Annotated in this window: 8 protein-coding genes; 3 read left to right on the top strand and 5 right to left on the bottom strand. The window is 44.1% G+C overall.

The genetic code is table 11. From position 1 onward, the window contains the following. Positions 1–73 precede the first annotated feature (73 nt). Positions 74–937: a protease HtpX gene (gene htpX, locus AB4589_RS17945; protein WP_017098153.1), complete on the bottom strand. Its 864-nt coding sequence runs from the start codon at positions 935–937 to the stop codon at positions 74–76. A 277-nt stretch (positions 938–1214) separates the two neighbouring features. Here htpX and AB4589_RS17940 point away from each other — a divergent pair, with 277 nt between their 5' ends. Further along, entirely contained in the window at positions 1215–1382 is a 168-nt protein-coding gene (locus AB4589_RS17940; protein WP_009848816.1) for a hypothetical protein, read from the top strand. Between the two features lie 113 nt (positions 1383–1495). On the opposite strand, the gene bioD is transcribed toward AB4589_RS17940, so the two are convergent. The 4 genes from bioD to bioB are packed head-to-tail and all read right to left on the bottom strand — an operon-like array spanning position 1496 to position 5230. Continuing rightward, positions 1496–2179, bottom strand: coding sequence for a dethiobiotin synthase (gene bioD / locus AB4589_RS17935; protein ID WP_371709131.1), 684 nt, complete (start codon positions 2177–2179; stop codon positions 1496–1498). Continuing rightward, on the bottom strand, positions 2176–2979 hold the full coding sequence (gene bioC, locus AB4589_RS17930; protein WP_372101334.1) for a malonyl-ACP O-methyltransferase BioC: 804 nt from the start codon (positions 2977–2979) through the stop codon (positions 2176–2178). Before bioC ends, bioD begins: the two co-directional genes overlap by 4 nt. Next, positions 2980–4191 (bottom strand): 8-amino-7-oxononanoate synthase, encoded by a 1212-nt coding sequence (gene bioF / locus AB4589_RS17925; protein ID WP_372101333.1) that lies wholly within the window; start codon positions 4189–4191, stop codon positions 2980–2982. After that, on the bottom strand, positions 4178–5230 hold the full coding sequence (gene bioB, locus AB4589_RS17920; protein ID WP_009848820.1) for a biotin synthase BioB: 1053 nt from the start codon (positions 5228–5230) through the stop codon (positions 4178–4180). The genes bioF and bioB overlap by 14 nt, the downstream gene beginning before the upstream one ends. Positions 5231–5389: 159 nt before the next feature. On the opposite strand from bioB, the gene bioA reads away from it, so the two are divergent. Both bioA and AB4589_RS17910 read left to right on the top strand, forming a co-directional pair. Next, positions 5390–6673 carry an adenosylmethionine--8-amino-7-oxononanoate transaminase gene (gene bioA / locus AB4589_RS17915; protein WP_372101332.1) on the top strand — a complete coding sequence of 428 codons (1284 nt, stop codon included), beginning with the start codon at positions 5390–5392 and terminating at the stop codon, positions 6671–6673. Positions 6674–7130: 457 nt separating this feature from the next. Further along, positions 7131–8798, top strand: a complete 1668-nt coding sequence (locus AB4589_RS17910) for a response regulator (RefSeq protein ID WP_372101331.1) — start codon at positions 7131–7133, stop codon at positions 8796–8798. Positions 8799–8843 lie beyond the last annotated feature (45 nt).

Genomic DNA, 8843 nt, shown 5'->3' with positions numbered 1-8843 from the left:
CTGATCGGCATTACTCCCGAAGGAAGCCTTTAAAAGGTCTCTTGTCGACTAGCGACTGAGAATTACGTAGCGATTACATGTTACGTAGAGACGCAATACGCTTGTCTAGTGGTGGGTGGCTCATCAGAAGCTCAGTAAGCGATTTTTTGCCGTTGATACCAAATGCCATCATAGAACCTTCTAGTTGTGGCTCATGGCTCACCTTAAGACGCTCTAGCGCTGCTATCATCTTCTCTTTACCTACTAAGTGCGCAGCACCTGCATCGGCATGGAATTCACGATGACGGCTGTACCACATCGTAATGAAGCTTGCTAAGAAACCAAATACTAATTCCAGCACCATAGACACACCAAAGTACACCATCATGTTGCTGCCACCCTCTTCTTCGTTGTCATTCGACGCAACAATGTTGGCGATGAAACGAGATAGGAAGATAACGAACGTGTTCACCACGCCCTGCATTAGCGTCATGGTCACCATATCACCGTTCGCGATGTGACTCACTTCATGCGCTAACACTGCTTCAGCTTCATCACGCGTCATGTTGTGTAGCAGACCCGTAGAGACTGCTACTAATGAATCATTACGCTTAGCGCCCGTCGCAAACGCGTTGATGTCTGGCGAATCGTAAATCGCCACCGTTGGCATACCAATACCAACTTGTTGAGACTGACGGCTTACTGTCTCCATCAACCAATGTTCGGTTTCGTTACGTGGACTTTCAATGACCATACCGCCTACCGATCGTAGCGCCATTTTCTTTGACATCATCAATGAAATGAATGAGCCACCAAAACCAAACACTGCAGCCATCACCAATAAGCCTGATAGGCTACCAGGTTGCATACCTGTAACTGCGTATACAATGTTAAGAACAACACTTAGTACCAATACAACCGCTAGGTTGGTTGCAAGGAACAACATTACTCGCTTCATTACTTATCTCCGCATGAAAGCTGTTTTTATAAAACTTATTATTATAGACAAGGCAGACAGCAATTTATTCCAACCTTGAAGACTTATACTTACTTATACATATAGTCTTAGATTAAGAAAACAAGGTTAAGCATTAAATTGCAACATTTGATTACGAGACCATATTCGAATCACCTCCAGTCTATTAGACCTAAGTCGTATGGTGTCGGTATAACAATCCGTTTACAGTGGCTTCAGATGATTTATTGGCTAGTCCATGTACAAAAAGGGAAGAATCATGGTTGAAGGTACTAACACTCAAATGGCTATCGATTTACTGTGCTGTCACCTAGGGATTACTGAAGAAGAAGCAAAAAAGCAGATTGGGATCCTAACACCGCAAGCGGCACAGACAAAAATCACAGAGACACAACAAGCACTAATGGGACTTACAAAAGAACACTAACCCATAGCGACTTGTTCAAAGGCCAGTTGTTTATAAACTTATGGCCAAAAGGCTTAACATAGCAAAAGGGCTGCAATCGCAGCCCTTTTCTTATTTAGTACACAAGGTGAGAATTAAAGCGCAAGCAAAGGCTGCACATCAATGTACTTACCAATGTTCTTAGACTTTGCTCTTGGCACATACGGAATTTCACCTAACTTCGGTGCACCTAGCTTATCTTCAAGCATCGCTATAATTTCGGCGTAATGTTCAGTACCTGGGTTAATGCGGTTTGCAACCCAACCTACTAGGTTCAGTCCATCAGCACGAATCACTTCTGCAGTTAGCAGTGCATGACTCAAACAGCCAAGCTTAATGCCGACCGTCAATACCACTGGCAGCTGCTCTTTTTTGACCCAGCTAGACAAATATTCTTCATCAGAAACCGGTACACGCCAACCACCAGCACCTTCAACTAACACGATGTCAGAGTTTTGCTTATGCTCTGCCAACTTAGCTGATAATACGGTTTCATCAATCACCACACCATCATGCTTTGCTGCAATGTGTGGTGATGATGGTAGCAACAGCGCATACGGATTAACGTCTTCGTAGGCGATATCTTGCGTCGCAGCTTCTTGAAGGTGCAATGCATCACTGTTACGTAACCCTTCAGGGTATTGTTCACACCCTGCTGCAACTGGCTTATAACCAATTGTTGATAAATCTTGTGCGGCCAAAGCTTGAAGAATCGCTTTTGAAACCACAGTTTTTCCCACTTCGGTATCCGTACCTGCAATGAATAATGCATCAATCATAATTGAATAACCCCTAAACAAACTTGATATGTTGCTGGCAAGAAACCTTGATGGTTTTTAAACTCTCGATATTCCCGTTCAACAAGCTGCAACATGCGGCGACTTGTTAAACCTTGTGAGCGACCACTTACGTGATTAGCGCCGATACCTTTAAGGTCGCGCATCAGTTCAAACGCAGTGTCGTACCAAACGGTGATGGTGGGCAAGTCTAGTTGATGAGCCGTACAGCTAGATTGCGCTAACGCAATTTTTACCTGATTGATTGTAATAAAATGGTTAACGTGTTGATGTGCGTCAATTTTGGACCACGACTTTTTCAGTTCAAACAGTGATCCATCAAGCAAAGTTGAGAAAATAACGCGTCCCCCAAGCGAGGTGACACGCTTCATCTCCCTCAAAGGCGACGATAAATCGTCACACCATTGCAACGCAAGGCTAGAGAAAACAATATCAAAAGCCCCATCTTCGAATGGCAATAGCTCGGCATCAGCTTGTCGATATAAAGAGATCATTGCGCCACAGCGCTGTTCGGCTTTTTGCAGCATTCCAATAGAAAGGTCTGCGCATACCACTTCAGCGCCTCGTTCCACCAATTGCTGTGAGAAATAGCCAGTACCACAACCTAGATCGAGCACCTTTAACCCAGAGAGGTCACTCGGTAGCTTACCCAGCAGTCGGTGGCCGACATAGCGCTGGAATTCAGCATGTTTGTCATAGGTTGTTGCTGCTTTGCCGAAGGCTTCGGCAATCGCACTCTTGTCTTGGCCTACGTAATTATCCACTACTGCTTCTTGTGACATTTACTGAGCCTCTTTCTTTAATTCAAAGTTCGATTCTAAGCTTGGTTTGATATTTAATTCGTCGTGTCGCTCCATTGCTTGAAGCAGAGAATTGGTTAACTGAAAAATCTGTTTCTGACTGTGGTTCGCCGTTAAGGTAATACGCAAACGAGCAGTTCCAATAGGCACCGTTGGTGGCCTTATTGCCGTTACCCAAACTTGGTTGCGCTTTAACTCTTCAGCAATAGATAGTGCTGCTTGGGCTTCGCCGATTAAAAATGGCTTGATCGGCGTCTGAGTATCAATAAAACCTTTCACACCATTCATCTGCTCTGCATAGAGCGCACCTAGCTCCGTGAGTTTCTCACGACGCCACTCTTGCGTTTGAATCATCTGACATGCATGAGACAAAGCCACCGCTTGTGAAGGTGGCATTGCCGTCGAATACACATGATGACGCGCAAACTGAGTTAAGTAATCACCCACTTCTGACGAACAAAGAATCGCAGCACCAGAAAGGCCAAATGCTTTACCAAAGGTCACCACCAAGATATCAGGTGAGATTTGTGCGGCGTTGCAACTCCCTGCCCCGTTATCACCTAATACGCCAATACCGTGGGCATCATCAACCGCCAACCAACTGTCGTATTGATTAGTCAGGCTAGATATCTGACGGAGAGGCGCTTGATCACCATCCATGCTGAATACACCCTCAGTCACGACCAAGGATTGTGGAGTTTGACTCAATAGCGACTCTAAATGTTGCGTGTTGTTGTGCTTAAAGCGTTTCATGGTTGCAGGTGAAAGCATCCCCGCTTCCATCAAAGAGGCGTGGTTAAGTTTGTCTTGCAACAGAAAGTCGTCTTTTTCGAGCAGAGAAAACAACAAAGCTTGGTTAGCACTGAAACCAGAGTTAAAGAGAATGGCGCGTTCAAAGCCAAGCCATTCACACAGCTGAGTCTCTAAATTTCGATGAGCAGGACTAAAACCCGTGACCAATGGCGATGCCGCACTACCAGCACCATACTGGGAAAGCCCCACTTGCCACGCATCAACCAATTCAGAATCGTTTGCCAAGCCTAAGTAATCATTACTCGAAAAATTAATAAAGCGAGAACCTTCACTATTAAGCAAAGGGCCATTACTGTTTTCGAGTACCTTAAGTTGACGAGTTAACCCCTGCTCACGGCGATGAACAAGGGCACTTTTGATGCGAGATTTAAACAGTGGCATCGTAGAACATGTCATCTTTCGTTGGACGAGCAGCAACCCGCTCCACCACTTGATCTAACAGTTCATTTTCTTGAATTTCGTCAGGCTTCTGAGCCACCTGTTGGCTGTTGATACCTAACTTCTTAAACAGCTGCATGTCCGTGTCTTCATCTGGGTTTGGCGTAGTCAGTAGCTTACAGCCGTAGAAGATAGAATTCGCACCCGCCATGAAACACATCGCTTGCATCTGTTCGTTCATGTTCTCACGGCCTGCTGATAAACGAACCGCAGACATAGGCATCATGATGCGAGCAATCGCAATCAGTTTGACGAAGTCGAAAGACTCAACATCATCGACGTTTTCCATCGGTGTGCCTTTGACTTTTACGAGCATGTTGATTGGTACACTTTCTGGGTGAACAGGAAGGTTCGCAAGCTCTACAAGCAGGCCTGCACGGTCATTAGTACTTTCGCCCATGCCAATAATACCACCAGAACAGATCTTCATACCGGCATCACGCACATGAGATAGCGTATCTAAACGGTCTTGGTAAGTACGAGTGGTGATAATGCTTCCGTAGAACTCCGGAGACGTATCAAGGTTATGGTTGTAGTAATCCAAACCTGCGTCCGCTAGCTCACCTGCTTGATCAGGCGTTAACATGCCTAGTGTCATACATGTTTCTAGGCCCATGCCTTTCACACCTTTGATCATATCAGTTAGGTGAGGCATATCGCGTTCTTTCGGGTTTTTCCATGCCGCGCCCATACAGAAGCGAGTCGAGCCCGCGTTCTTAGCTTTTTGCGCCGCATCCAAAACACGCTCGACTTCCATTAAGCGTTCTTTGTCGACATCCGTTCGGTAGTGAGCACTCTGAGGGCAGTACTTACAATCTTCAGGACAAGCACCTGTCTTAATCGATAACAGTGTACTCACCTGCACGTGGTTGTGCTCTTGGTACTGTCTATGAACCACTTGAGCTTCAAACATTAAATCCATAAACGGTTTTTCAAGCAGTGCTCTTACTTCAGCAACTGTCCAGTCATGACGAACTTCCACGTGTAGATCCTTTTTTATTATTTGATGTTACATCTCTATCAATAGAGATTGTATTTATGCTTGGATAGTCTACCGACAAGCTTTAGACTGTCAACACATTGATAATATCAAAAGTTTACATCTGGTTATTTATTAGCCACACCAAGAATGGAAGTTACTATGGATCTCGCCTTTGACCGCCAGCATATCTGGCATCCTTATACATCAACGTTGACACCTCTGACCTGCTACCCAGTCACTAACGCAGACGGCGTTTACCTAGAATTAGAGGGCGGAAAACGAATTATTGATGGTATGTCCTCTTGGTGGTCAACCATCCACGGCTACAATCATCCAGAGCTCAATGCTGCAGCTCACAGCCAAATCGATAAGGTTTCGCATGTTATGTTTGGAGGTATCACCCACCAGCCTGCTATCGATTTATGTAAGAAACTTTTGAACCTAGCACCAAATAATCTCGAGCACGTATTCTTGGCTGATTCAGGTTCAGTAGCCGTAGAGGTTAGTCTCAAGATGGCTCTCCAATACTGGCACGCTAAAGGGCAACCTCGTTCAAAATTCCTCACGTTGAGAGATGGTTACCACGGTGATACCTTTGCGGCAATGTCAGTGACCGATCCTGATAACTCAATGCATAGTCTCTACAAAGGCTTTTTGCCTGAGCACATTTTCGCTGATTCGCCAAAAAGCGGCTTTTGGGATCAATGGGACGAAAACGACATCAACAGCTTTCGAGAAAAGCTGGCAAATCACCATCAAGAAGTTGCTGCCGTGATCTTAGAGCCTATCGTTCAAGGTGCTGGCGGCATGCGCATCTACCATCCTGAATTCCTGAGACAGGTTCGCTTGCTGTGTGATGAATTCAACGTATTGTTGATCTTGGATGAGATTGCGACCGGCTTTGGCCGTACAGGGAAATTGTTTGCTTGCGAACATGCCGATGTTCAACCTGATATCCTATGCGTAGGGAAGGCTTTAACTGGTGGCTACATGACGCTGTCAGCGACACTTTCGAGTAAAGAAGTCGCCGACACGGTATGTGGCGGTGAAGCCGGGTGCTTTATGCACGGGCCAACCTTCATGGGCAACCCTTTAGCTTGTGCTGTAGGTGCGGCAAGTTTGTCCATCATAGAGCAAGGTCATTGGCAAAATCAGACTCATCAGATTGAACAACTCTTTTCTGAGTTACTACCGCCTCTACTCAAGCATGCTCTTGTCAAAGATGTTCGCTGGTTGGGCGCTATTGGCGTCGTTGAAACCCACACACCTGTCGATATGGAAACCATCCAAGCTCACTTTGTTGAACAAGGCGTTTGGATACGTCCGTTTGGTAAGTTGATTTATATGATGCCTCCTTTCATTAGCAAGGCTGAGCACATCGAACAACTTGTTTCATCTATTGATAAAGCCCTCCAACAATCTGCTTGCTTCAAACCAAGTTGATTTAACAAACATCATTTAGAAAACCTATAAGCCGCCCATAAAATACTAACGGCGGCTTATCCTTCACGTGAAAAACCAGCCAACAAACACACCCCAAGCCATTGTTTTATCTTTGATTTGAACTCGAAAAACCCCACAAATAAATTTAATCCTCTCCATAAAAACAATTAGCAAAAGAGTGTTACCTATCGGGTAAAAAGCCGTCATAAAATACGCGCCATTTTGGTACTGAATATAATGAATGACCTTCCTTATTCGAGTTCATCTCAGAATCAAATTAGCCAATATTTTTAACTCCTATTAGATAAAAATATTCGCAAAAAAAGAATCCAATTCTAGCGAAGGCTTATATCAACTTCGTAGAAACCTAACGCTTCTTGTTTTGTCGGTCGTGCAAGACATCAAGACAATCCGCAATAGCTACGTAATTCACGTCAGTAAATAATTTAAAGTAAGCATGAAATTAACCCAACTAAATGCACTTATCATTGATGACTCAACGATAGTGTTATCAACTATTCGTAACATGCTGGTTCATATTGGTTTTTCAGAACGTTTGATTGCCATTGCGAAATCACCTCGTGTTGCAATGACCATCACGAATGACACAACTTTTGATGTCATCATTTGTGATTACAACTTTGGTAACACGATCAACGGCAAACAGCTATTTGAAGAATTGAAGCAAGCCAACAGATTAAAAGATGACGGAATATTTATTCTTGTTACAGGTGAAAATTCAGCTCTATCGATACGCCCTATCCTTGAACTACGACCTGACAACTATTTGTTAAAACCGTTTAACCGCGAAACTCTAAAACAGCGCATCACCAGTTCCTTAAGGAAGAAGCTGATTTTACAAGACATTTATAAGGCTGAGAGAGAAAATAACTATGAAGCGGGCCTAGAGCATTGCGAAGGGCTTGCCGCGTTTCATCCCGAATACTTCGCAACAATCCAGCAATTTCGAGGGAGCTTTCTATCAAAACTAGAGCTCTACGAGGAAGCCAAGAATGTCTATCAGAAAGCGATAGATGAAGGCAGTTTTGATTGGGCTCAAGCAGGATTAGCAAACAGCCTTGCGAATTTGGGGCAGCTTAGCGAAGCACAGTCGATGATTGAAAGTTTGATCAATTCTGCGCCAACCTGCACTTTGTATCGAGACCAAGCAGCTCAAGTAAACCTGATCAGCAATAAGGTTCCGGCAGCCATTGCTCACTTCAAGTTAGCGAGTAAACTAACACCAGGTAACTCTGAGAGAGAGCTTGCAATCGCAAATCTATGCTTATCGGTTAATGATACTAAAACAGCGCTATTTCACTACCAAAACCATGTGCAAATCAATAAGGACACCTTTCGAGACAACCTATATATGAAGCTAAGTCATATACGATTCTTGCTCTATTGCGCCTCAGATGGCATCGATAAGCAAGCGAATTTGGGTCACGTCAATTACTTAATTTCGAAGATCCCTACCGAGGCAAGATCACGGCTTCAAACTGACTTAGCACTTATCGCAGCTCACATCGCGATGGAAGCTAACCAATATCAAAAAGCAGTCACTATACTAACCGCATTGCACGATAAGAATGACTTTGATGCCTTCCCTGTGATTTATCACCATGCATGGTTATTGGATAGGATGAGCTGTGAAAACGAGTTTAAAATTGCGGAAAACCGTTGCAGCATGTTGATAGTGAAAACAGCGAGCGAGACAGTGGTTTCAAGTCAGATAACGATGTGCACTGAGATGAAACATCGCAACACCGCAAAAATGAACTGGCTCAAAGAGAAGAATATCGGCATCAAACTAGCAAAGTCAGACTACAAACAGGTGCTTGTGGCTTACTTAGATATTCATAAACGATGTCCGATGATCAAGAACGTATGTATGAATACGATAAAATTGCTCTCTGTTATTTGGCTTGATTCAATGGGTGCAAAACAAGTGCTAACCATCATCAAGCAATGTGACGAAGTGATCACACAGCTTTATACGATTGATGAGCTGACACAAAACAACTATCAAAACTATTACCGAAAGGCGCTTCTGGCATGTAAGCAAGCAGACTTGGCCTGGAAACAAGCAAACAATACTTCCGAGGCTGCCTTCTCATATATGTAGCTTCTATTTAAACAACGTCCGCATACAAAAAAGGCTTTGCCATTA

The organism is Vibrio sp. 10N.222.49.A3, assembly GCF_041475145.1.
In the GTDB taxonomy this organism is placed as follows: Bacteria; Pseudomonadota; Gammaproteobacteria; order Enterobacterales; family Vibrionaceae; genus Vibrio; species Vibrio tasmaniensis_A.
Note: the sequence above shows the minus strand (reverse complement) of the source record. Positions and strands in the feature narration are given on the sequence as shown.